General features: G+C 59.9%; 17 protein-coding genes, 1 other RNA gene and 3 pseudogenes. 7 read left to right on the plus strand and 14 right to left on the minus strand.

Annotation, left to right across the window (positions count from 1 at the left end):
- Positions 1-50 precede the first annotated feature (50 nt).
- The 3 genes and pseudogenes from GKKCFE_RS22030 to GKKCFE_RS22040 form a co-directional block, all read left to right on the plus strand.
- Entirely contained in the window at positions 51-338 is a 288-nt protein-coding gene (locus GKKCFE_RS22030) for a hypothetical protein (protein ID WP_339489307.1), read from the plus strand.
- Positions 339-434: 96 nt separating this feature from the next.
- Positions 435-828: a transfer-messenger RNA gene (gene ssrA, locus GKKCFE_RS22035) on the plus strand.
- Positions 829-1,020: 192 nt separating this feature from the next.
- Positions 1,021-1,122: pseudogene (locus GKKCFE_RS22040) on the plus strand (organic hydroperoxide resistance protein); the annotation flags it as partial.
- 191 nt (positions 1,123-1,313) lie between these two features.
- Here the strand turns inward: GKKCFE_RS22040 and GKKCFE_RS22045 are convergent.
- The 10 genes and pseudogenes from GKKCFE_RS22045 to GKKCFE_RS22090 form a co-directional block, all read right to left on the minus strand.
- Positions 1,314-1,928 carry a helix-turn-helix transcriptional regulator gene (locus GKKCFE_RS22045; RefSeq protein WP_445577081.1) on the minus strand — a complete coding sequence of 205 codons (615 nt, stop codon included), beginning with the start codon at positions 1,926-1,928 and terminating at the stop codon, positions 1,314-1,316.
- Between the two features lie 108 nt (positions 1,929-2,036).
- A complete protein-coding gene (locus GKKCFE_RS22050) occupies positions 2,037-2,495 on the minus strand; it encodes a response regulator transcription factor (RefSeq protein WP_445577082.1) in 459 nt (152 codons plus the stop codon).
- A gap of 176 nt (positions 2,496-2,671) precedes the next feature.
- Positions 2,672-5,845 (minus strand): two-component regulator propeller domain-containing protein, encoded by a 3,174-nt coding sequence (locus GKKCFE_RS22055; RefSeq protein WP_445577083.1) that lies wholly within the window; start codon positions 5,843-5,845, stop codon positions 2,672-2,674.
- A complete protein-coding gene (locus tag GKKCFE_RS22060) occupies positions 5,811-6,593 on the minus strand; it encodes an alpha/beta hydrolase (protein WP_445577084.1) in 783 nt (260 codons plus the stop codon). The genes GKKCFE_RS22055 and GKKCFE_RS22060 overlap by 35 nt, the downstream gene beginning before the upstream one ends.
- 11 nt (positions 6,594-6,604) lie before the next feature.
- Positions 6,605-6,709 (minus strand): annotated as a pseudogene (locus GKKCFE_RS22065) (LysR family transcriptional regulator); the annotation flags it as partial.
- Positions 6,710-6,733: 24 nt separating this feature from the next.
- On the minus strand, positions 6,734-8,332 hold the full coding sequence (locus GKKCFE_RS22070; protein WP_445577085.1) for an MFS transporter: 1,599 nt from the start codon (positions 8,330-8,332) through the stop codon (positions 6,734-6,736).
- Between the two features lie 2 nt (positions 8,333-8,334).
- Positions 8,335-10,173 (minus strand): amidohydrolase, encoded by a 1,839-nt coding sequence (locus GKKCFE_RS22075; RefSeq protein WP_322834686.1) that lies wholly within the window; start codon positions 10,171-10,173, stop codon positions 8,335-8,337.
- A gap of 272 nt (positions 10,174-10,445) precedes the next feature.
- On the minus strand, positions 10,446-11,132 hold the full coding sequence (locus GKKCFE_RS22080; RefSeq protein WP_047230248.1) for a hydrolase: 687 nt from the start codon (positions 11,130-11,132) through the stop codon (positions 10,446-10,448).
- Positions 11,133-11,532: 400 nt separating this feature from the next.
- On the minus strand, positions 11,533-12,561 hold the full coding sequence (locus GKKCFE_RS22085; RefSeq protein WP_445577086.1) for a homoserine dehydrogenase: 1,029 nt from the start codon (positions 12,559-12,561) through the stop codon (positions 11,533-11,535).
- A 117-nt stretch (positions 12,562-12,678) separates the two neighbouring features.
- Positions 12,679-13,269 (minus strand): hypothetical protein, encoded by a 591-nt coding sequence (locus GKKCFE_RS22090; RefSeq protein ID WP_047230235.1) that lies wholly within the window; start codon positions 13,267-13,269, stop codon positions 12,679-12,681.
- A 362-nt stretch (positions 13,270-13,631) separates the two neighbouring features.
- Between GKKCFE_RS22090 and katG the strand changes: the two genes are divergently transcribed.
- The 3 genes and pseudogenes from katG to GKKCFE_RS22105 all read left to right on the plus strand — a co-directional run bounded on the left by katG (position 13,632) and on the right by GKKCFE_RS22105 (position 18,184).
- A complete protein-coding gene (gene katG / locus GKKCFE_RS22095) occupies positions 13,632-15,896 on the plus strand; it encodes a catalase/peroxidase HPI (RefSeq protein ID WP_445577087.1) in 2,265 nt (754 codons plus the stop codon).
- 503 nt (positions 15,897-16,399) lie between these two features.
- Positions 16,400-17,278: pseudogene (locus tag GKKCFE_RS22100) on the plus strand (methyl-accepting chemotaxis protein); the annotation flags it as partial.
- A 201-nt stretch (positions 17,279-17,479) separates the two neighbouring features.
- Positions 17,480-18,184: a methyl-accepting chemotaxis protein gene (locus GKKCFE_RS22105; protein ID WP_371264159.1), complete on the plus strand. Its 705-nt coding sequence runs from the start codon at positions 17,480-17,482 to the stop codon at positions 18,182-18,184.
- 150 nt (positions 18,185-18,334) lie between these two features.
- Here GKKCFE_RS22105 and GKKCFE_RS22110 read toward each other — a convergent pair whose 3' ends face one another.
- From GKKCFE_RS22110 to GKKCFE_RS22125, 4 genes are all read right to left on the minus strand, one after another.
- Positions 18,335-18,703, minus strand: a complete 369-nt coding sequence (locus GKKCFE_RS22110) for a glyoxalase superfamily protein (protein ID WP_047230238.1) — start codon at positions 18,701-18,703, stop codon at positions 18,335-18,337.
- A gap of 136 nt (positions 18,704-18,839) precedes the next feature.
- Complete coding sequence (locus GKKCFE_RS22115) at positions 18,840-20,312, minus strand: N-acyl-D-amino-acid deacylase family protein (RefSeq protein ID WP_445577088.1); 1,473 nt, start codon at positions 20,310-20,312, stop codon at positions 18,840-18,842.
- 1 nt (position 20,313) lies between these two features.
- Complete coding sequence (locus GKKCFE_RS22120) at positions 20,314-21,174, minus strand: MurR/RpiR family transcriptional regulator (RefSeq protein WP_047230240.1); 861 nt, start codon at positions 21,172-21,174, stop codon at positions 20,314-20,316.
- Positions 21,175-21,201: 27 nt separating this feature from the next.
- Positions 21,202-22,551, minus strand: a complete 1,350-nt coding sequence (locus GKKCFE_RS22125) for a GntT/GntP/DsdX family permease (RefSeq protein WP_445577089.1) — start codon at positions 22,549-22,551, stop codon at positions 21,202-21,204.
- Between the two features lie 345 nt (positions 22,552-22,896).
- Here GKKCFE_RS22125 and GKKCFE_RS22130 point away from each other — a divergent pair, with 345 nt between their 5' ends.
- Positions 22,897-24,342: a SulP family inorganic anion transporter gene (locus GKKCFE_RS22130; protein WP_445577090.1), complete on the plus strand. Its 1,446-nt coding sequence runs from the start codon at positions 22,897-22,899 to the stop codon at positions 24,340-24,342.
- Positions 24,343-24,409 lie beyond the last annotated feature (67 nt).

Consider the following 24,409-nt stretch of genomic DNA (forward strand, 5'->3'; position numbering starts at 1 on the left):
TGGCCACGTCCATCCGCCAGCACCGAGACCAAACGTTCAAGGAGATCCACATGAAGCACACCGCATTTGCTGGCTTGTTCATTTCCGCGGCACTGTTGGCCTCTCCGGTGTTTGCAGCGGACACAACCCTTTGCGATACCAATCTGCAAAAAATTGAAAACAATATGACCACCGCTCAACAAATGAGCGATAACTTGAAGACTGACGTCACTGGCACAGTGAGCCAAGCCAAGGCCGAACAGGCCAAAGGCACCAAGGAAGGCGTCGAAAACTGCATCTCGCTGACCACCCAGGTTCTGCAAAAACTGGAGAACAACACCAAAGGCGATCAGCAGTAAGCTCGCGTCAGGCCAACCTGCGGGTTGGCCTCAGCCGCGTATTAGCGTACACTGCGCAGGCTTGTCGCTCCAGCTGATTCACGGAGCTACAGGCTCGGGGCCGTTTAGGATTCGACGCCGGTTGCGAAACTTTAGGTGCATGCCGAGTTGGTAACAGAACTCGTAAATCCACTGTTGCAACTTCCTATAGTTGCCAATGACGAAACCTACGGGGAATACGCTCTCGCTGCGTAAGCAGCCTTAGCCCTTCCCTTCTGGTACCTTCGGGTCCAGCAATCACCAGGGGATGTCCGTAAACCCAAAGTGATTGTCATATAGAACGGAATCGCCGTGCAGTACGTTGTGGACGAATCGGCTAAAACTTACACAACTCGCCCAAAGCACCCTGCCCGTCGGGTCGCTGAGGGTTAACTTAATAGACACGGCTAAGCATGTAGTACCGACAGCGGAGTACTGGCGGACGGGGGTTCAAATCCCCCCGGCTCCACCATTTCATCATCTAAAGACGTCCACGGACGTCTTTTTTTGTGCCTTAAATCCAGTAAATACGGGGGCTTTAGGGCCATTGAGCTCCACAGCGCTTCAGGCAGATCCATTTTGAAATGTATTCCTAGGCGTATTCCATTTGTGGTGCTGGTGATCTTTTTCGTGGTGTCTTTTCAGCTTTTTTGAAAGCCGGTGTATGTCGATTCAAACCATTGCTTAGCGTGCCTATGCAGAAGCCACCGGCGGCCGTGACGGCCGTACCATCTCCTCCGACGGCGTACTAGTCGTCACCCTGACGCTGCTCGACTAGCCGTGCAGCTTTGATGCGATACGAGCACCGTACTCGCCCTGATGGCGTACGACTTCCAACCCACGGTCATCCGCCTGCCGCAGCGAAGGCCTCTAGGCTCATTGTTTCGAACTCCGCAATTTGGATGAGCGCTGGCGGCAAGCCCCTGAGCTTCGATATCCGGGGGCGATAGCCCTGCGCTATGCGTTGCACGCTGAGGCCCTGACAATGGCCAGTGCTCTGGGGGTGGAACTGGTCTGTTCCTCGTATAACCCGGCATCGCACAAACGTCGCCAGGCCTGAGGTGTAACCCCGATCTGGCGGCGGAAGGTACGGATGAAATGGGATTGGTCACAGAATCCGTGGCTGTGGGCGATGTCGGTCAGCGAGGAGTCGGTCGTGAGCATGATCTGACGCGCAGATTCGATGCGACGACGTGCGACGTAAACCAGCGGCGTTACACCAAAGGTATTTTTGAAAGCATGCGAGAAGTAACTGACACTCAGGCTGAGAACAGCAGCCAACTGATTTGTGCGTATTGATGAGTCGAGGTTAGCGTCGATGTAGTCAACCACCCGTTTAGTTTGCCAACTGGATAGGCAGCCATGACGGCTTTTTAACTGACTATCGCTCTTTTGCAACATGACCAGGGCGCGGGTCAGGCATAGGCAGGCTGAGTCACGGTCAATGCTCAGGTGCGCTTGAGCATCTCTAAGCAATTGCATGACGCCGTCATAAGCCTCGTCGGAAATACAGCGCTGAGTCTGGCTGTCTACTGCAGTTGCCGGGGTAACGGCATGCAAGGTGGCACGCATGGCGGTGCTCCACTGTGGATCTTTATGTCCATGGCGCCATGCTACGCCGTGCACTGAACGCACATAAGACAACAATGGGGGGCGCGCGCCCCCCTCAAAAGTGGGGTATTACACAGTGATGATGCCGCGCTGAATGCCGAGAGTGACCGCATGGGTGCGATTGCTGGCACCCAACTTGTCCATGATATTTCTTAAATGCCCCTTGATAGTGTCTTCCGTGATCATGAGTTCCGCGGCGATTTGCTTGTTGGGTTTGCCCATAGCCACACATTGCAGAACCTGGATTTCACGAGCGGTCAGGCAGTCGTGGCTTAGGTGATCAGCCAGTTCAACAGCTATCTCTGCCGGGAAATGGTTGTTGCCTGCAGCAATAGAGCGGATGGCATCCAGCAACTCCTTGCGTAGACTACTTTTCAATAAGTAGCCGATAGCTCCCGCCTTGATTGCATGTAAGGCCCGTACATCACCCCGATAGGTGGTCAGAATGGCAATGCGTGCGCAAGGAAACTCGGCGCGAATGGCATGAATCGCCTCGATGCCATCCATCTCGGGCATTTGTAGATCCATCAGGGTGACGTCCGGGCGCAGCAAGCGAAATAGCTGAAGCGCTTCGTGCCCATTGGTCGCCTAGCCGACCAGCGCTATGTCTGATTGGGCTTCAAGGACGGCGGCTATACCCTCGCGCAGCAGAGGGTGGTCATCGACGACCAGCACGCGTATCTGTTCATTCTCTGGGTGCACACTCAGGGCCTCAATTGGGTCAATACACGTAGCCACTGGCTAAGTCGTCGCGGGATACGTCGATAGGCCGTTGCCGCGGGTACAGTCAGTTGAATTTCAGTGCCGCTGTGGGCTCCTCTTTGAATAGACAGCCGTCCGCCGATTTTTTCGGCCCGCTCCAGCATGCCGTGTAAGCCCCAGTGATTGGGGCGGATATTGGGCGGCAGATACTGTGGGTTGATGCCGCTACCATTATCGCCAACGCTCAGCTGAAATGCGTGTTTGGTGTAAACGATCTGGATTTCCACGTTCTGCGCATTGGCATGTCGAAAGGCGTTCATGATCGCTTCACAGCCTATCCGGTAGCTTTCTTCACCGACTATAGGGTGCAGCGGCAGTGGCGTGCCGTGGCTGCTCAGGGTAAAGCGCGTACTGCCTTCTAGCTGCAGCTCACTCGTGACAGCGGCAAATGCATCGATCAGGTTCAGAGCAGGCTCGTTCAGATCACGCAGATTATTCACCCGCTCTCGTGCCTCCACCAAAACCTGATCTGCACGGTCTAGCGCTCTCTCCATTCTGCCTCGAGCCGGATGAGTACTGGGGATTTGCTCAGTGGCGGCTTGGAAACTCAACATAAGGCCCTGCACACCCTGAAGTAGGGTGTCATGCAGTTCACGGGCGATTCGCTCGCGCTCGGCGTGTCGCTCCTCGAGGCGGTCCCGCAGATTCTGGGCCGAACGGCGAATATTGAAGCGATGCAGCATCCACAAAACGCTTACCACTGCTAGACCGCTCAATACGATAAACAGTGGGGTGTGGTAGAAAACGGGTCGAATACTGAAGCTCAGCACGGCCTCTTCGGTGCTCAGTAGCCCATCCTGATTGGAGGCTAATACGCGGAACCTGTAATCTCCGGGGCCGAGCCCCGTGTAGATGGCGCTACGTTTTGAACCCGCCTGCTGCCAGTCTGTGTCGAACCCCTCCAACAAATAGCGAAAGTGCAAGCCTTGCATACCTGAGAGGCTGAGCGCTGTGTAAGAGATTTCGATGCTTCTTGGCTCTGCTCCCAGCCGTGACAACTCACTGGGTGGGGGTTCCTTACCATCGACATTGAATGATTGGATAACTACCTTGGGGGCGGCTTTACTCTGCACGTAGCGAGTTGGATCGATCCAGGTCACGCCCTTACTGGTGCTAAACCATAGACGTCCATCCGTACTACGCACTGCGGTGGGTAATGGGAGTACTTGGTGGGGGTCGTTGGCCAGGCCACCAATCACCTCATAGCTGCGGTAACTTATTTGATATAGCGGGTCAGCGATGGCGCGCTTTAATTCACGAGCGGTCAACTGATAGACCCCGGCTTTGCCGTGGAGCCAGAGATCATAGCTACCGTCGCCTTCAGGTTCTCTGGGAGGTACGGCTAGAATCGCGTAGATATTGTCGAACAGTCCATTGTCCGGTAGGTGAAGGCTGTGGAAGCGCTCACCATCGAAGAAGGCCACTCCACGCTGGCCACCAACCCAGGTGAGATGGCCCTGATGTAGCATCGCGGTGACATGACCAACCTTTAAGCCTTCGTCCGCCCCCCAGTGTCGTTGTACCTTGCCGTCGTGAGTAACAATCAGGTTATTGCGGTAGCCGAACCAGAGCCTGCCAAGAGGATCAGTGGTAGCGCTGACAGGCATTAACTGGCTTGGATCAGCATTAGGCGGGGCAACGATTGACCAACGTCCGTCTCGAAGAACGAACAACCCTTTGCGGTTGATCGAAACCCACAGGTCACCCGCCCGATCGAGAGTCATCGCGCGTACGGCTGAGTCAAGCGCGTCCTGGGTTGGCAATGGGGCAACTCGCTCGATTTTGTCTCCTTGCGCACGCCAGATACCGTTGCTGCCAGCCATCCAGATATCACCGTTAGCATCACCGAAGGCATTAGTAATCGGTGCCGGTATATCCAGAGTGGTCAACCCCGTACTGCTCAGGCGCATTGCAGGTAGGTTGCTGGTACCTGCCCAGACACTGCCTGCCGCACCGGCAACCAATGCGAAATTCTGGGCGTTGTGTGGAAATGCGGCCGAGACCATAGCACTTGGCCGAAAACGGTCTAGCCCGGCGCTAGTGCCCACCCAGATATTGCCGTCGACATCTTCGAGTATTGGGAGAACGTTATCTGCACTCAAGCCATCCTTGGCCATAAACGCTTCTTGGTGATTGAGGGCGTCAGTTATCGATAGCGCGTTGAGGCTGGCAGAGGCTGGCACATAGCGAACGCCCTTACCGCTGGTACCCACCCATATCGCCCCGGCGCTGTCGAATAACAAACCATTAGCCCCGTCGATTACGGTCACCTGGGTCGCCGCATCGCCTTCGCTTGGCACGATTCGGCGCAGCGAACCGCCATATCGTTCGGCCATCCAGATGGCCCCATCTGGAGCCTGAGCCATTTGACTCACCCAACCCACCGCAATGCCTGCATCGACAAACGCTCGGGCACCCGACGGCAGGTAGAACAGGCGATCTTCATTGGCTGCCCATAGCGTCCCATCGCGGTCGACGAGTACCGCGCGAGCATGTCGTCCCGGAAAGTTCCAGTCGGTACCGATACGTTGCCAGGCGTTACCGTCAAACCGTGCCAAACCATCATTTGCGGCGATCCAGACTGCGCCACTGTGATCCTTGGCGATGCTATAGACCACTCCGCCAGGCAACCCAGCGCTGACTGGGTAAGTGGTTATGCCCGTGTCGGTTATCAGGCTTATGCCCCCAGTACGGAGACCGGCCCACAAGCCCTCATCCTCCGCCTTGAGTACGGAAATGATGCCAAGCGGGTTACCGTCTGGCGGGGTATAGCGCGCGAAGTCCAGACCATCAAAGCGATAGAGCGAATCGTTGGTTCCGAGCCAGAGATAACCGTCTCGGGTCTGGGCCAAAGCCCCTACCTGGCTAGGTCCCTCATCAGCGACGGTCCAACGGTGGTGCTCCAGCGTGTCCAGTAAGTAGTCGGAGGCCGTTGCCGTCGTACTGAACCATGGCAGGCAAACCAACAGCATATGGATTGCCAACGCCGTGCATGTGCGCCAGCGATTTCCTGGGGTGAGCAACTGCTGTTTGGTTGGGTAAGATCCCAATACGCTAATCACCGCGCGAACCTGAAAAAAATCAAAAACGACCCAGCTGAGTTTGCGCCCATTCAATTGTGTAGTCAGCTACTTGCTCCCAACCTGGTTCGGTGATGAGCCAATGGCTGTACCCGGCAAAGCACTTGAGCGAGGTGCTGGCCGCAGAGCGGTTGTAGTGCCGATAGTTCGACGTCACCACGCATGGCCGTACGCTGTGATCGTTCTCGGCGGCGATCAACAGCAGCGGTGCTCTGCGGTCATTGGCAAAATCGACATAGGTGCCAATACCGAAAGCCGCTTCAAAGAAAATCCGCCCCGGTGCTGGCACGATATGGTTTGCATATAGCAGCGAAATATCCTGGATCGCCATAGCCTGGGTAAATTGTTGGGTAAATTCTCGTAGCGGAAAATACATGACTCGCTTCCAACTGCCCCAAGCCATGCGCATGGGTATCGCCCTGGAGAGAACGCTCAAGCGCGGTATTACCCCGCGAGGGGGTATCGATGCAATCGCAATGCCGGCACAGCCAAGACCACGATCCAACAGCATCTGAACGAGCAGACCGCCCAGCGAGTGGCCAATTAGCAAGGGCGGCTGAGGCATGCGCCGAATCAGCGCTGCATAGTGCTCAGTAATTTGTCTGATCCCAAGCCTTGGGAAGTCGGTATGTGGCGCGTTGCGCAGCCTTTCTGGCGGCCCCTCCGATAAGGGCCAAGGTGGCGCAATACAGGTGTAGCCGCATGCCCGATAGCGACTGGAGAAATTATCCCAGGCGGCGGCAGACAGCCATTCGCCATGTATGAATAGCACGGTTGTATTCATCCCTGATCCCATAAGAAGCGTTTTTCCGAGGCGCGAGTGAGATTGCGCTCGTGCATCAACGCCTCAATAAGAATCAGCAGATTGAGACCCACCTTGCGCATGTCATTGCGGCTCATGCGTTGACTCCTTTGTGAATGCGCTCAGGTGTGGGACTTAGCGGGGGCCAGGTAGTGATGAATGCGTATGGCGACCCCGACCGCTTGGAACTGGCGAGCCGCAGCCTCGATGCGTTGTTCGGCACGGGTTACCCGGCCGTGGTGGCGCAGATGTTCAAGCCAGGACTCATCAAAGAAAAACTCCAGCCAACGTTGCGGATGCTCACTGTCCTGGACCAGCCCCCAGGAAAAGGCGCCATTGCGCATTCGCATGCTGCGTACATCCTGCATGGCAAAGCGAAACTGTTCTGCCTGCGACGGATCGACTTGGTATTCAAGAGTGACCATCACTGGACCGCGTTCCTGGTCCTGGTCATCGGCAAGGATCGGTGCAGGCCAGTGCAGGGACGGGGCCAGGTCTTCGGTCTCGGTGACCGGCAAATGGAAGTGTAGGGTCAGTACGATGCCCACCAGCAGAACCCCGCCTGCGATCAGCAGGGTGAGGCTGATCGACAGGTGGCTGGCGACGAAGCCCCACAGCGCGCCGCCGGCCGCCATGCTGCCGAAGAACACCAGGATGTATACCGACAGTGCCCGCGCCCGCACCCAGTTGGGTACGGAAGTCTGTGCTGCCATTTGCAGGCTCGACAACACGGCGATCCAGGCCGCGCCACTGATCATCATCACCGGTATCAGCCAGTAGAGGTTGCGCACCCCGGCCAGCGCGGCAAGCACCAGGGCGTAGAGCAGGCTGGAGCCGGCCACCAGGTGATCGGGGTTCACCGCATCACGGATGCGCGGCAGTAAAGTAGCGCCGAGCACTGCACCGACGCCGACACTGCCGAGCAGCAGACCGAAATCGCTGGCGCTGCCGTTCAGTTCAGCGCGTACGATCAGCGGCAGCAGCGACATGCCGGCACTGGCACCGACGAAGAACGCCGCCGACCGCACCAGCACCGCTTGCAACGGCTGGGAGCTGCGGCTGTAGCGCCAGCCTGCACGCATGGCACCGAGCAGCCGTTCCGCCGGGAACAACGCAGGTGTCTGCTCGCGCTTCCAGGTATACAGCACCGCCATCACCGCGAGGAACGATACGGCGTTCAGCGCGAAGGTGGCCCAGGGGCCGGTGAGGCTGACCAGTACCCCGGCAATCGCCGGTCCGATGGCCCGGGCGACGTTGATGCCAAGGCTGGACAGGGCGATGGCCGAACCGAGGTCGCGCTTGTCGACCAGTTCGGGCGTCAAAGCTGACCAGGCCGGCATCATCAGTGCAGTCCCCACGCCCATGCTCAGGGTCAGGAGGAGCAGCAGCGCGACGGTCATCATGCCGTTTAGCGTGAGCAGAGCCAGGAGCATCGCCACCGCGGCCATCCACACTTGCACCATAAGCAGGTAGCGACGCTTGTCGACGATGTCGGCCATGGCTCCCGCTGGAAGAGCAAGAAAGAACATCGGCGCGGAGCCTGCAACCTGCACCAAGGCAACGTGCATGGGGCTGGCTGAAAGCGTCGTCATCAACCAGCCGGCCCCTACTTCGTGCATCCAAGTGCCGATGTTGGAGGCAATGCTGGCCAGCCATAGCCAGCGGAAAGTGCTATGGCGCAGCGCGCTCCAGGGGGAGCGCTTTTCGATAGTCGTGTCCATGTTCAGAAAGCGAAACAGGAGCAGCCGAAGGCACCCCAGAAACCTTGGTAGTTACTGACGGGTACGGATGACCGACGCACCTTGTCATGGCTATGCGCATGCACCGCGCAAGGGCCTGAGCATTGATGCACTTGAGTCAGCAGCGGTGAAGCGGGACGCCAGTGGCCGGGTACCTTGGCAACCGGTGACCAGTCCGGCATGACCGGCAGGCTCGGCGGCGACAGCTGGTCGAATTCCGCGGCGCCGTAGACCACTTTGCCGTCGACGACGGTCAGCACCGACTCGATCCACTTGATCGCCTCTTCCTCGACACTGAAGAAGTCCGCCGACAGGGCCGTGAGGTCGGCCAGTTGCCCGACCTTGATCTGGCCCTTCTTGCCTTGCTCTGACGAAAACCAGGCACTGCCATGGGTAAAGAGCTGCAGGGCGGTGTCACGCGAAAGACCGTTGGGGTACAGCTCCAGCCCTCCAACCGTTCGGCCGCTGACCAGCCAATAAAGCGAGGTCCAGGGATTGTAGCTGGAGACGCGAGTTGCATCAGTCCCTGCACCAACTGGTACGCCTTCGGCCAGCATGCGTTGAATTGGCGGGGTCTGTTCAGCGGCCTTGCTGCCGTAGCGGTCGACGAAATACTCGCCTTGGAAGGCCATGCGGTCCTGAATGGCAATGCCACCGCCAAGGGCGCGTACCCGCTCGATGTTCTTCGGACTGATGGTTTCAGCGTGATCAAAGAACCATGGCAGGCCATTGAACGGAATGTCGCGATTGACTCGCTCGAACACATCGAGCATTCGCGAAATGGATTCGTCGTAGGTCGCGTGCAGCCGGAACGGCCAGCGCTGCTCGACCAAGTGACGGACCACGGGTTCCAGGTCCTGCTCCATAGTCGGCGCAAGGTCTGGCCGAGGCTCAAGGAAGTCTTCGAAGTCTGCGGCAGAGAACACCAGCATTTCGCCGGCACCGTTGTGCCGGAAGAAGTTATCGCCATCGCCAGGCTTGACCATGGCGCTCCAGTTCTTGAAGTCGGCCAGCTCTTCCTTGGGTTTCTGGGTGAACAGGTTGTAGGCGATGCGCACGCTCAACTGGTTGTGCTTGGCCAGCTCGCGGACCACTTCATAGTCGTCCGGATAGTTCTGAAAACCACCACCAGCATCGATGGCACTGGTCACGCCAAGGCGGTTGAGTTCGCGCATAAACTGGCGTGTCGAGTTGACCTGGTATTCCAGCGGCAGTTTTGGCCCCTTGGCCAGGGTCGAATAGAGAATCATCGCGTTGGGTTTGGCTACCAGCATGCCGGTGGGTTCGCCATTGCTGTCGCGGACAATCTCTCCGCCCGGCGGATTAGGCGTGTCGCGGGTATAGCCGACAACGCGCAGTGCCGCCCGATTCAGGAGGGCGCGGTCATAAAGGTGCAGAACGAATACCGGCGTATCTGGTGCGGCCTTGTTCAATTCGTCCAGAGTAGGCAGACGGCGCTCGGCGAACTGGAATTCATTCCAGCCCCCCACGACCCGAACCCACTGCGGCGCAGGCGTGCGATCAGCCTGATCCTTGAGCATCCGCAACGCGTCAGCGAGAGATGGAACACCCTCCCAGCGCAGTTCCAGGTTGTAATTCAGGCCACCACGGATCAGGTGCAGGTGCGAGTCATTGAGACCTGGGATCACCGTACGTTTTTGCAAGTCGACAACCTGGGTCGCATCACCGCGGACCGCCATGGCCTCTGCGTCGCTGCCCACGGCAATGAACTTTCCGTCCTTAATGGCCACAGCTGTCGCTTGCGGCTTTTCACGATCCACGGTGTGCAGACGACCGTTGTAAAGAATCAGATCGGCTTCCATGGAACCTCCCGCAGGGTTGGCGAAAGAGCTGCCGGCGGAGCCGGCAAAAGGCAGGGCAGACCAGAGTGCTCCCGCTGCTCCGAGAACGGAGCTGGTAGCGAGAAACCGGCGACGGCCTTTGTCTGACAGATCTTCACTCATGATCCTTCCTCGTGGCGTTGTGGGTTGAGCCAGGCGCCTGGCGATCACTCGAATCCAGCCAGCTCCGTTACGGCGGGTAGACCCGAACTGATTTGAAGTCGGGTCGACCTATCGTGCCGACCCGACAGAGGTCAGATCTTCGCCGCAACAGGCTCCAGCGTCGGCCCGTGTGTTACCCGCTCAGGAGCCTTGTGCACCATGGTGTAGGCGTAGTCGACGCCCATGCCATATGCGCCAGAGTGCTCTTTGACCAATGCCATAACGGCGTCGTAGGTATCGCGGTTCTTCCAGTCACGCTGCCACTCCAGCAGAACTTGCTGCCAGGTCACTGGGACAACTCCAGCCTGAATCATGCGTTGCATGGAGTAATCGTGCGCAGCTTGGCTGGTACCGCCAGAGGCGTCGGCCACCATATAAATTTCATAGCCGGCATCATGCATCGCGGACAGTGCGAAAGTCGTATTGCAGACTTCGGTCCACAAGCCAGAGACGATCACCTTGTTACGGCCATTCTTTTTCAGCGCATCGCGTACTTTCTGGTCGTCCCAGGAGTTCATCGAGGTACGCTCAAGGATCGGTGCCTCAGGAAAAACGGCCAGTAATTCCGGATAGGTATGACCCGAAAAGCTTTCTGTTTCGACCGTGGTGATGATGGTTGGAATAGAGAAAATCTTCGCGGCCTTGGCCAGGCCCACGGTGTTGTTCTTCAATGTCTGCCGATCAATGCTTTGTACCCCAAATGCCATTTGCGGCTGTTGATCGATGAAGATCACTTGGCAATTGCTTGGTGTCAGCACTTCGAGTTTTGGATTGGTCATTTCAATCACCTGGTGTGTTCGCGCGTGAATGCTGATGATCGCCATGGCGTAAACGCAGTGCTGCAGTCATGGCGATGTCGTAGATAGGCCAATTTTTAGTAGGCCCTCAGTCCCTCAATCTTGCTGAAAGCCATGGGTACTATCTCCAGAGCGGCTGTCTGCGAATTGGACAGGCTTACGGTTCTGGAACATTTATGCGGTGAATGTGTGGCTTTAGGGCCGTTGGTTTCTACGGGCCCTTCTTGACAGGGTCCATGCCTGACGTGGCCAGCTCACTCGCATGCCCCAGCAACCAGTGCTCGAATCGTGCGCCACGGACTTGGGGATGAAACTGCAGACCGAGTACGTTTGGCCTCATGAGAGAAGGCCTGATTGCGGCAAAGTGCCAAGGTACGCAGGGTCAGGATGGGGGTTGTGAAAGAGATGAGTACCGAGCAGTCCTGGCCATGAGGATGTGTTCGAGGTCCTTCAGCGCGGCCGCTGCGGTGGCGATCGGCTCAGCGCCACAGCCGATTGCCAGCGTCTCGCCCATTGCGTCGCTGCTGATACGGATCGCTTTGCTCTTTGCGCTGACGTGGGCGAACGGGTCGGACAGCGGATAGGCCTTGATGCCGACGCTGGCGCGGATAACACCGTCTGCGCAGGTGAGGCTGGCGATCAGCTTGGGAACGAGCCCCCTCTCGCGCCACGCCTCGATGCGCTCTGCCGTGACCGACTGAATACCTTCGACCACCAGGTCGTCCATCGTCAGATCGGCACCAAGACCGAAGTTGGCCAGTAGCAGGAGCTTGCACGCGGTATCCCAGCCTTCCGTGTCGTTGCGCGGGTCAGCTTCGGCGAACCCTCCTGCCTGCGCTTCACGCAACGCCGCATCGAAGCTGAGGCCCTGTGTGCCCATGGCGTCAAGCAGGTAGTTGGTCGTGGCGTTGAGGATGCCCTCGAGGGCGAGCACCTTGCAGCCGGCCAGGCTATGGTCGAGAAGATCGAGTGTCGGCAGGGCGGCAGCGGCTGCACCACTGAGTTTGAGCATCGCCCCCGAGGCCTGCGCGAGTTCGCGCAATTGTCGCCCGCTGTGGACCAGAGCGCCCTTCGATATAACGATGCAGTCCAGACCGGCCGACAGCGCCGTACGAAGGTAGGCAAGACCCGGCTCGCCGCTGCGAAAATCGCTCGGCCCTGCCTCGATAAGAACGTCTGCGCCGCTCGCCATCACGAAATCCGGCCCTGAAAGACCCGCCTGCAGTGCATTCAACTGATGCGCGTGCAGGCCGTTCGCGTCAGCCAGGCCTGCACGTGATCCGCACACCGCGACCAGGCTAACGTCCACGCCGTAAACCTGGCGATAGCGCTCGCGTCGGGACAGGAGCAGGTCGGCTGTGGCACGTCCGACGCCGCCGAATCCGGCGATTGCAACTTTGAGCGTTTGCATGAGTTCGCTCCTTTGGCCTCTGCTTGGCATGGTAAGCCGCTCGGTTGCCGCTTGCCACAGCCAACGCTTCCCCCACAAACCCCGGCATCACCAAGCTTTTACATCATCCGCTACAACTCAAGAATCAAGGCTCCTCACCTCATTCCCCAACCGCACCGGCGCCTCCCCAGTAATCTCGTGCAGCAGTGCGGTGACGGTCTCTCCCTCGATCGCCCCCTGCTCCTGCAAAAGGTCCGCCACCGCGCGGACGGCAAACCAGTACCGATGCACAAGGCAACTGCTACGGGCGATGGCTCGGGATTCGGCGTCGAGCAACAGGCGTGGGGGCAGCAGGCTGATCAGTTCATGCCCCCGGACGAGGTCTGCGCGGCCACTGCTTCGGAACAGCCGGTCGGATTGGCGATGTCGGTAGATCGCTTCGGCCACAGGCCCTGAAAAGCAATGGATCAGGTCGCGTTCAATAAAGTCGACCATCGATGGCAAATATTCAGCAATTCCCCGGGCGGTGAAGGCCGGGCGCAGGACGAGGTAATCGGCCTCCACTAACCCTTCGGCGTGTTGCGGGTGACCGAGCAGGTCGAACATCGGTCCCGCGCGGGCTTCAGCCCGGGTGCGTACGGTGACGCGTTTTATAGGCTGGCCGTTCCACCAAAAAGCCAAGGCGTGGCCGGCTTCGTGGATGGCCGTGCTGCGGGGGCGTTCGTTCATGGTCCGGTCCTCTCCCGTAACCAAGCGCTGGCCCTATCATCTGCCTCGACCGGCAAGCCGGGTAAAAGAATCTGCCTATTAACCATTAATACTGCGGCTATTAGCGATCTGCCACAGAAGGACTAGCCTTGATTCAGCGCCAGCGTAAGCTGGCCGGATCAGACCTGATTAGTGATACGAAAGCGTTCGAAACGTACTGGGCTTGCCGTGGGCCACGATGCGGGCAATCGACGTCGATTGCCGGAAGGCCGAACGATCAATGAGCGAACTGTGAGCCCTGCATCTACGTATTGATTTTCACCTGTCGCTATAGAGCCCGCGCGGGCTGGATAGCTGGATGAATACGACCAAGGTAGCTCCTCATGGCAAACGAATCGAAATGCCCGTTCAATCATGCTGCGGGTGGTGGCACCACAAACCGTGACTGGTGGCCCAACCAGCTGAATCTGAAAATCCTGCACCAACACTCCCCGCTGTCCGACCCCATGGGCGAGGATTTCAACTACGCCGAAGCATTCAAAAGCCTGGATTTCCAGGCCCTGAAAAATGACCTGAATGCGTTGATGACCGACTCCCAGGACTGGTGGCCGGCGGACTTCGGGCACTACGGCCCGCTCTTTGTCCGTATGGCCTGGCACAGCGCCGGCACTTACCGCACCGGCGACGGGCGCGGTGGCGCAGGCTCCGGCCAACAGCGTTTTGCGCCCCTCAACAGCTGGCCGGACAACGTCAGCCTCGACAAGGCGCGCCGGCTGTTATGGCCGATCAAGCAGAAGTACGGTCGCAACATATCCTGGGCCGACCTGATCGTGCTCACCGGCAACGTCGCGCTGGAATCCATGGGCTTCAAGACCTTCGGTTTTTCCGGCGGTCGTCCCGACGTCTGGGAGCCGGACGAAGACGTCTACTGGGGTTCCGAAAACAAATGGTTGGGCGGCGACACCCGCTACGGCAAGCCGGATAAAGCCGCGATGCAAGATCCCGGCGAAGGACAACTGGTGGCCGAGCCGGGCAATGAAGAAAGCCGTACCGATCTGGGGCGCAATCTGGAGAACCCGCTGGCCGCCGTGCAGATGGGGCTGATCTACGTCAACCCGGAAGGCCCCGAGGGTCAACCGGACCCGGTCGCTGCGGGGCTGGATATCCGCGAAACCTTTGGCCGCATGGCGATGAACGATGAAGAAACCGTGGCCCTGATTGCCGGCGGCCATGCCTTTGGCAAGACCCACGGCGCAGGGCCTGCGGACAATGTCGGCGCCGAGCCTGAAGCCGCCGGCCTGGAACAACAGGGCCTGGGCTGGAAGAACGCATTCGGCACCGGCAAAGGCCCCGACACCATCACCAGTGGCCTGGAAGTGACCTGGACCACCACACCTACCCGCTGGAGCAACAATTATCTGGAGAACCTGTTCGGGTTTGAGTGGGAGCTGACCAAGAGCCCGGCCGGTGCCCATCAGTGGACCCCGAAAAACGGTGCTGGCGCGGGTATCATTCCGGACGCCCATGATCCGTCCAAGCGGCGTAATCCAACCATGCTGACCACTGACCTGGCGCTGCGCTTCGACCCGATCTACGAAAAAATCTCACGGCGCTTCCTGGAGAACCCGGACCAATTGGCCGACGCCTTCGCCCGGGCCTGGTTCAAGCTGATCCACCGCGATATGGGCCCGCTCTCGCGCTACCTCGGCCCGGAACTGCCCAACGAAGAGCTGCTCTGGCAGGACCCTATCCCGGCAGTGGACCATGCTCTGGTCAACGACAGCGACATCGCGTCCCTCAAAGGCAAGCTGTTGGCCTCGGGCCTGTCGGTTTCACAACTGGTGTCCACCGCCTGGGCGGCCGCGTCCAGTTTCCGTGGCTCCGACAAGCGCGGCGGTGCCAACGGTGGCCGGCTGCGTCTGGCCCCGCAGAAAGATTGGCCGGCCAACCAGCCGGAACAATTGGCGCAGGTGCTGGCGACTCTCGAAAAAATCCGGGACGAGTTCAACGGTGCCCAGTCCGGTGGTAAAAAAATCTCCCTGGCGGACCTGATCGTGCTGGCTGGCAGCGCCGGCATTGAACAGGCGGCGAAGAATGCCGGGCTCAGCGTGACGGTGCCTTTCTCGCCGGGGCGTATGGACGCCAGCCAGGAGCAGACCGACGTCGAGTCGTTCGGCTTTCTTGAACCCATCGCCGATGGCTTTCGCAACTACCTAAAGGGCAGGTATCGCGTATCCGCCGAGGCACTGCTGATCGACAAGGCGCAACTGCTGACCCTCAGTGCACCGGAAATGACCGCACTGATCGGCGGCCTGCGCGTGCTCGAGACCAATGTCGGCCAAACCCGGTATGGGGTTTTCACCCAACGGCCAGGTGCGTTGACCAACGACTTCTTCGTCAACCTGCTGGACATGGGCGTGGAATGGAAACCGCTCTCAGACGACCAGCAAACGTTCGAAGCCCGCGACCGCAAGACCGGTCAGGTCAAATGGACCGGCACTCGTGTCGATCTGGTCTTCGGCTCCAACGCCCAACTACGGGCCCTGGCCGAAGTGTATGCCAGCGCAGATGCGCAGGAGCAGTTCGTTAGCGACTTCATCGCGGCGTGGGTCAAGGTGATGAACCTGGATCGGTTTGATCTGAGGTGAGGTTGTCAGGCGCTGAGAGAAGCCCTCAATCTGATCCAGGTTGAGGGCTTCGTTCTCTGCTCATTGCCACCCGCCTCTCATGAACTTTTCTTCACCCCACGCGTTCGCGTGATTGGGTAAAGTCCCCTCGCTCATTCAAGAAACTAAGGTTTTAGCCCGCCCTCCCGCGGGCTTTTTTTTGCCTGGAATTCAGGATAACCCTGAGGCGCGCAGCAAGTTCTCCAGCCAATGCCTGACACTCCAAAAAAATCCTTTCAGATCCAGAGTCGGCAGCCGATACAGCCCTGTTACACGTTTTAGCTGGCTCAAAAACAACAATCTTCCAGCGTACCGACGATCAAGCAGCACAACGTTCCTGGAGGAATATGATGAATAGCTGGTTTGGCAACATTAGCGTCAACATGAAACTGGGCCTGGGCTTTGGCCTGGTGCTGGTACTGACCTGCGTCCTGGCGCTGACCAGTTGGACCAGCCTGGGAGGGCTGATCGACCGCAGCAACTGGATGAGCGACATCACCAAGCTCAATGCCGGCTTGACCAAACTTCGGGTCGTGCGCCTGCAATACATGCTCACCAATGGCGACGAGACCGCCGCACAGAATGTGCAAACCACCCTCGATAGTTTCGTTGCGCAACAGAACGCGCTGCTGAGCAGCTTCAAGAGCCCGGAAAACGTCAAGCTGCTCAAGGAGCAGAGCGCGACGATCAGCGCCTATCAGGTGTCCCTGAACAAAATGCGCAACGCCTACCGCAGCGCCAACACCGCCCGCGACGCGATGACTGCCAACGCCGGGACCGCTTACCAGCTGATCGAGACGATCAATACTGACGTTCAGCAAATGCTCTCGAGCGACCAGCGCCTGGAACAGTACCAGGCCATCACCGAGGCCAAGCAGGCGTTCATGTTGGCCCGCTATGAAGTGCGCGGCTACACCGCCAACAGCAACCCCGAAAACGAACGCAAGGCCGTCGCCCAACTGGGCGCCGCCCTCGCTTCGCTCCAACCGCTGAATGCGTATTTCGCCAGCACCCGGCAAGGTGAGCTGCGTCAGCTCGAAGCTGCCCTGACTCAATACCGCAGCTCCGTCCAGGCTTTCACCCTGGCCATTGCCGAGGCGGCGCAGGCTCGCAAGGAAATGACCGACCAGGGCACGACCATCGTCTCCCTGAGCGAACAGCTGTATCAGATCCAGCTCGACCGTCGCGATGCCGAAAGCGCCCAGGCCCGCACCCTGCAACTGGTCAGCACGTTGTTGGCGTTGCTGGTAGGCATCATCGCGGCGGTCATCATCACTCGCCAGATCACCCGACCGCTGCGCGAAACCCTGGCCGTGGTCGATCGCATTGCCAGTGGCGACCTCTCGCACAACCTCATCGTCACCCGTCGCGATGAGCTGGGCGTACTGCAACAGGGCATCGCACGCATGGGCGTGACCCTGCGCGACCTGATCAGCGGCATCCGTGACGGCGTGACCCAGATCGCCAGTGCTGCCGAACAATTGTCCGCAGTAACCGAGCAGACCAGCGCCGGCGTCAACAGCCAGAAAGTCGAGACCGATCAGGTGGCGACCGCCATGCACGAGATGACCGCCACGGTTCAGGAAGTTGCCCGCAACGCCGAAGAGGCATCCCAGGCAGCCGCCGCCGCAGACGGTGAAGCCCGTGCCGGCGACCAGGTGGTCAACGAAGCCATCGCCCAGATCGAACGCCTGGCCAGTGAAGTGGAGCGCTCCACCGACGCCATGACCGTGCTGCAACAGGAAAGCGACAAGATCGGCAGTGTCATGGACGTGATCAAGGCCGTCGCCGAACAAACCAACCTGTTGGCCCTGAACGCGGCAATCGAAGCGGCGCGCGCCGGTGAAGCCGGTCGTGGCTTCGCGGTGGTTGCCGACGAAGTCCGTGGCCTGGCCCAGCGCACACAAAAGTCCACCGAGGAAATCGAAGGCCTGGTGGCCGGCCTGCAGAACGGCACCCAACAAGTGGCCGCCGTGATGAACAACAGCCGCAGCCTCACCGACAGCAGCGTAGCCCTGACCCGCAAGGCCGGTGTATCACTGGAAAACATCACCCGCACGGTGTCGAACATCCAGTCGATGAACCAGCAGATCGCTGCCGCTGCCGAAGAGCAAAGCGCCGTGGCCGAGGAGATCAGCCGCAGCATCATCAACGTACGCGACGTGTCCGAACAGACCGCCGCCGCCAGCGAAGAAACCGCAGCGTCCAGTGTTGAACTGGCCCGCTTGGGTAATCAGTTGCAGATGATGGTGAGTCACTTCCGGGTTTGATCATGGCGGGCGCCCATTTCCCGGAAGAAATGGGCGCTTTGCGCAATGTCATTACAATCAGTCAAAAAGATCCATCACCTTGGCTCTTTCGTCACGTGGCGGCAGATCTAGCCCAACGCCCCCGCTCGCCCATCAATGTATCCAACCTCGTTACACACTAATCCCGTTGGTAAACACCAACCGATTGCCAAACGGATCGACCACCGTCATGTCCTGGCTACCCCACGGCATGGCCTGAATCTGAGGGCGGGCGAAGGGGTATTGCTTGGCCAGCAGTTGCGCCTGGAAAGCTTCCAGTTCATCCGTTTCGATGCGCAGTGCCGAGCCCGGGGTGCAGTCGCCATGGTGTTCGGACAGGTGCAGCACGCATCCGTCGCGAGAGACTTGCAGGTACAGCGGAAAATCGTCACCAAAGCGATGTTGCCAGTCGACGGTAAATCCCAGGAAGTCGACATAGAACGCCAATGCCTTGGTTTCATCGAAGATCCGCAGGATCGGGGTGGTTTTACCGAAGCTCATGGGTTGCTCCCTGGCTGAAAAGACCCAGTTTAGATGGGTTGAACTCATTGCTTCGGCTATATCGCCGGCTTCTTTAATATCGCAATGCCACCACTGAGAAGCAGATCACAGGGGCATTCCATTGTGTTTCCACCTCTCAAGCGCCGGGTGACGAACTGAATCCACGGCGTAGATCCCCTTCTCGCGCCAGAAACCGCCCGTGCCTGCGCCCGTTCGCCCGGCCCTCGCGGTAGCTCAAGACGCCGTTGACCCAAACCCCATCGATACCTTCGGCGGCCCGTTGCGGCTCGTTGAAATCGGCGACATCCCTGATGGTATGAGGATCGAACAACACCAGATCCGCCCAATGCCCTTCCCGAACTTCCCCACGGTCCTTCAGGCCGAAGCGCGCCGCCGACAGGCCGGTCATTTTGTGCACGGCGGTGTGCAACGCAAACAGCCCGATGTCTCGGCTGAAATGCCCCAGCACCCGCGGGAAAGCCCCCCACAAGCGCGGATGCGGAAACGGATCCTCCGGCAAACCGTCGGAGCCGACCATGGACAACGGGTGGGCGAGGATTCGTCGTACGTCGCTTTCGTCCATGCCGTAGTACACCGCGCCGGCCGGTTGCAGGCGCCGCGCAGCCTCCAGCAGCGGCACATCCCATTCGGCGGCGATGTCAGCCAGATCGCGCCCTCCCATGTGCGGATGAGGCGTCGACCAGGTGATGGTGATGCGATGGGCATCGGTCACCTGCTTGAGATCCAGGGTCGAGGAGCTGGCCGCATAGGGGTAGCAATCACAACCGACCGGATGGGTTTTCGCCGCATTCTCCAGCGCCGCGAGCACCTGAGGACTGCGCCCCCAATTCCCGGCACCCGCACATTTGAGGTGGGAAATGATCACCGGGCTGCGAGCGTGACGGCCGATCTGGAACGCTTCGTCCATGGCCTCAAGCACCGGTTCGAATTCGCTGCGCAGATGGGTGGTGTAGACCGCCCCGAATGCGCTCAGCTCTTGGGTCAGTTGCATGACTTCATCGGTGGAGGCCGAAAATGCGTTGGCGTAGGCCAGGCCGGTGGATAACCCCAGCGCGCCGGCCTCCAGGCTTTCGCGCAGTTGCTGACGCATGGCGGCGATTTCTCTCACGCTGGCGGTGCGCAACAAATCATCCATGTGGTTGCTGCGCAGCGCCGTGTGCCCCACCAGCGCCGCCACGTTGACCGCCGGCGTGGCCGCCTCCACCGCCGAACGATAATCATCGAAACGCGGATAGACGAACGCTTGGGCGGTGCCGAGCAAATTCATCGGGTCCGGCGGCTCGCCCCGCAAACTCACCGGCGAAGCGCTGATACCGCAATTGCCGACAATCACCGTGGTCACGCCCTGGCTGAGTTTGGGCAGCATCTGCGGTTGGCGAATGACCACCGTGTCGTCGTGGGTGTGCACATCGATGAACCCTGGAGCCAGCACCCGGCCGGCGGCGTCTATTTCTTCGATTGCCCGGGCATCGCGCAGGTCGGCGATGCGCTCGATGCGACCGGCACGGATCGCCACGTCGGCGCTGTAACCGGGGGTGTTGCTGCCATCGATGACCCGTGCGTTGCGGATAAGCGTGTCGTACAGCATCTCAGTCTCCCAGCGGCAAGTGATCGTCGCCACCGCGGTAATCGTCCAGGGCGAGTTTGACTCGCCGCAGACGCTCTTGATTGTCTTCGGGGTGGGCCAGCGCAAGCTCGGTGGCGAGTACATCGATGGCCAGCAGCATGCCGTAGCGCGCCGCCGTGGGCTTATAAATGAACGAGGTTTCGGCGCCTTGCAGCGGCAGCACCACGTCGGCCAATCGGGCCAGCGGCGAGTCGGCGCGGGTGATGGCCAGGATGGGCGCACCATAACTGCGCGCCAGTTCCACCGCGCCAAGCAGTTCCGGGGTGATGCCGGTGAGTGAACAGGCGATGACCAAATGCTCCTGGCTCAATGAGGTGGCGGTGATGCGCATCATCACCGGATCCCGGCAGGCGGCAATCGAGTAGCCGAAACGCACCAGCCGTACCTGCAACTCCTCGCCGCACAACGCCGACCAACCGCCGAGCCCGAACGCGTGAATCATCCGCGCCTTGCCGAGCATCCGCACCGCGTCGCTGAACCGAGACTCCTCGAATGCCGACAGGTGCTGACGCAGCGTCGTCTCGATATCGCCGACGATCTGCCCATAAAACGCCGATTGCTCGGGCGCGCCGGCGGGGTCGAGAAACCGGCTGCCGACGCCACTGGCCTGGGCCAGTTGCAGGCGCAAGTCCCGCAGGTCGCGGCAGCCAACGGTACGGGCAAACCGTGACAGCGTGGCACTGCTGACTTCGGCCCGCTGGGCCAGTTCATCCAGGCTGGCCGAGGCGGCGAACCCTACGTCGTCGAGCATCAGCCGGGCGATTCTTCCTTCGCCGGCGCTGAAGGAATCCTGACGGGAGCGAATCTGGTAAAGGATGTCCATGACGGCACCTGTGTTGGAGCGCTGCGATTAAAGCAAGCGCGCAAGTCCTAGGGTCAGGCCGAACGCAACCAGGGAGATCAGCGTTTCGAGTACGGTCCAGGTCTTGAAAGTTTGAGTGACGGTCATATTGAAGTATTCCTTGATCAGCCAGAAGCCGCCGTCGTTGACGTGGGAAAAGATCACCGACCCGGCGCCGGTGGCCAGCACTAGCAGCTCGGGATGGGGATAGCCCAGACCGATCGCCACGGGGGCGACGATACCGGAGGCCGTGGTCATCGCCACCGTGGCCGAACCGGTGGCGACGCGCATCAGGGCGGCGAACAACCAGCCCATGACCAGTAGTGATAATTGGAATTCCTGGGCCAGGCCGACGATTTGTTGAGTGACTCCGGCGTCCACCAGGATCCGGTTCAAACCACCGCCAGCGCCCACCAGCAACGTAATACTGGCCGTTGGCGCCAGGCATTCATTGGTGAACTTGAGGATCGACTCACGGTTGAAGCCCTGGGCCAGGCCCAGCGTCCAGAAGCTGAGAAGGGTCGCCAGCAGCAAGGCAATCACCGAGTTGCCGATGAACAGCAGGAACTGATTGAAGCCGCTGCCCGGCTCGGAGATCAGGTTGGCCCAACCGCCGATCAACATCAGCACCACCGGCAGCAGAATGGTCCCCAGGGTTATCCCGAAACCTGGCAGATTGGCGCGGGGCTCGCGGTCGAGGAATTGGCGCTCCAGCGGGTTATCGTCCGGCAGTTGGATGCGCGGCACGATGAATTTGGCATACACAGGGCCGGCAATGATCGCGGTAGGAATACCGATCAGGATCGCGTACAGCAAGGTCTGCCCCACCGAGGCCTGGAACGCCTGCACCGCCAGCATCGCCGCCGGGTGCGGCGGCACCAGGGCATGCACCACCGAGAGACCGGCGACCATCGGCAACCCCACCATCAGGATTGACACGCCCACGCGCCGGGCAATGGTGAACGCGATGGGCACCAGCAGCACGAAACCGACTTCGAAAAACAACGGCAGCCCCACCAGGAAGGCAATGCACACCATCGCCCAATGGGCGTTGCGCTCGCCGAAGCGCTCGATCAGCGTTTGCGCCATGCGCTCGGCCCCGCCGGACTCGGCCATCATCTTGCCGAGCATCGTGCCCAAGGCCACCACCAGCGCGATGTGCCCCAGGGTCTTGCCGACGCCCGCCTCATACGCCCCGACCACACTGGACGGCGGCATCCCGGCCAGCAGCGCCAGGCCAATGGACACCAGCGTAATGACAATGAACGGATTAAGCCGATATCGGGCGATCAAAACGATCAGCGCAATGATGGCGATGGCCGCGTAGACCAACAGCCAATAACCGAATGCAGGGGCCATGCGTTACTCCTCGAATGGGGTCACGTCGTTGTGTTTGTGAAACTCATAAATCATTTCGAGGAGCAATCTTCAAACGTACTGAAAGTAATTTTCGTACACAGACAAGAAATGTCGCTGACGGACATCGCCCACCACCTGCCATGTAAATTCAGTGCAGGATTTTCATCCCTGGCCGTCTCTCGTGGCGAGGAAGCGTGCGCCTTCCGGGCTGCGAAGCCGCCCCGCAATCACCCACACGACGACCAACCACTGGCCGCACCGCACTCAATTCCGTACCATCCCCACCCTGTTTTTGCACCACGCCCACGGCAGTCGACTCTCAAGCGCTGCCCAGCCAGGAAAATCATGAAACCAGCACGTCTTCGCGCCGACGCCCTCGCCGGCCTCACCACGTCTTTTGCCTTGCTGCCCGAATGCATCGCGTTCGCCCTGGTGGCCCATCTCAACCCGCTGATGGGGTTGTACGGCGCTTTCATCATCTGCACGCTGACCGCGCTGTTCGGCGGGCGGCCAGGCATGGTGTCTGGCGCGGCGGGATCGATGGCCGTGGTGATTGTCGCGCTGGTGGTGCAACACGGCGTGCAATACCTGCTGGCCACTGTGCTGCTGGGCGGGTTGATCATGATGGCGTTCGGGCTGTTGCGGCTGGGCAAACTGGTGCGCATGGTGCCTCACCCGGTGATGCTCGGTTTCGTCAACGGCCTGGCGATCATCATCGCCCTGGCGCAACTGGAACACTTCAAGAGCGGCGAGACCTGGCTCAGCGGCGGCCCGTTGTACCTGATGATCGGCCTGGTGGCGCTGACCATGGCCATCGTCTACCTGTTGCCACGCCTGACCCGCAGTGTTCCGCCGGCCCTGGTGGCAATCCTGGGGGTTGGCCTGGCGGTGTACTTTTTCGGGCTGCCGACCCGCACCCTGGGTGATATGGCGCATATCGCCGGCGGCCTGCCGGCTTTTGTCTGGCCGGACATTCCCTGGAACCTGGATACCTTGCGGATCATCGCGCCCTATGCGGTGGTGATGGCGATGGTCGGCCTGCTGGAAACCCTGCTGACCCTGAACCTGACCGACGAGATCACCGAGAGCCGCGGCTACCCGGACCGCGAGTGCGTAGCGTTGGGCGCGGCCAACATGGCCTCAGGACTGTTCGGCGGCATGGGCGGTTGCGCAATGATCGGCCAGACCGTGATCAACCTGAGTTCGGGCGGGCGCGGCCGGTTATCCGGCGTGGTGGCCGGGGTGATGGTTCTGCTGTTCGTGTTGTTTCTGTCGCCGTTGATCGAGCGCATCCCGTTGGCCGCGCTGGTAGGCGTGATGTTCGTGGTGTCCCAGCAGACCTTTGCCTGGGCCTCGCTACGGGTGATCAACAAAGTGCCCGTCAATGACGTGTTGGTGATCATCGCGGTGACGACCATCACGGTGTTCACCGATCTGGCCACCGCGGTGCTGTGCGGCATTATCATTGCGGCGCTCAACTTTGCCTGGCAACAGGCCCGGGAGCTGTACGCCGATACGCATCTGGAAGCGGACGGCAGCAAGCTCTATCGCCTGCACGGCACCCTGTTCTTCGCCTCGACCACGCCGTTTCTCAACCAGTTCGACCCGGCCAACGATCCGTCCCTGGTAACCCTGGACTGCCGTCACTTGAGCTTTGTCGACTATTCGGCCATCGCGGCGCTCAAGACCCTGCGTGAACGCTATAGCAAGGCCGGCAAGCACCTGCGGGTGTTTCACTTGTCCGAACGCTGCAAACAGATGCTCAAGCGGGCCGGTGTCCACCACGACTGAAGAGAACACCGCTGCGTCAGCCCAGGCGATGAATAGCTGCGACACACCGTCGCAGCCCAATCCTTCG

The sequence above is a fragment of the Pseudomonas sp. E141 genome (assembly GCF_052659885.1).